1 protein-coding gene is annotated in these 834 nt (G+C 44.1%); it reads right to left on the bottom strand.

Annotated elements, in window-relative coordinates:
* On the bottom strand, window positions 1-700 hold a 700-nt coding region (trmJ, locus tag R7R24_RS25790), incomplete at its 3' end, for a tRNA (cytosine(32)/uridine(32)-2'-O)-methyltransferase TrmJ (RefSeq protein WP_318119972.1).
* Between the last annotated feature and the right edge of the window lie 134 nt (window positions 701-834).

Raw genomic sequence — 834 nt, 5'->3', positions numbered from 1 at the left:
AGGTCAAAATACCGCGAAGAATATTCAACTCCTGAGTCTCTGGTCGTGCTCGAGAGAAAAGACGACGCAATTTATTCATCACCTGGCCAGGTTGTTCTTTGTTTATAAACTGGGTCTCTACGATGACCTTTTCAAGATGGTCAAAGAACATTTCTAGCTCTTTATGACGAGGATACTCTTCGACTTCAACTGGTGAGAATTGTTTCTGCTCAAGATTAAGATGAGCAACACGAACTTCATAGCTTAGCGTTTGAACCGCCATCGCTAAGTTCAAGGAACTGTATTCAGGGTTAGCAGGAATGCATACATGATAGTGGCACTTTTGTAGCTCTTCGTTAGTTAGGCCTGTTCTTTCACGCCCAAACACTAAAGCTACCGGATGTTTTTGGCCTTCAACTGCAAACTTTTCACCACATTCACGTGGCTCAAGCATTGGCCATTCTAGTGTGCGAGAGCGAGCACTTGAACCGACCACAAGACCACAGTCTTCAATAGCTTCTTCCAGTGTGCTTACGACTTGAGCATTCTGAGCGATATCAGCGGCACCAGCGGCCAGTGCTAGCGTTTGTTCATCCACTTCACATTGTGGATCGACCAATACAAGTTGGCTTAAACCCATCACCTTCATTGCTCGGGCTGCTGAGCCAATATTGCCAGAATGTGAGGTACCTACGAGTACGACTTTTACTTGATCCAACATCTATGATTGCTACCTAAATTAAAACCGCAGGATGTTACCATAGTTTTTTAACACACCCTAGGGAGAAGCTGACTTCTATTCGCATTCTCATCAATTGTTGTGTTGTATGACGCGATATCAAAGATGACACCATT

This window comes from Vibrio sp. 704, assembly GCF_033339295.1.
This window is presented reverse-complemented; position numbering and strand designations above follow the sequence as displayed.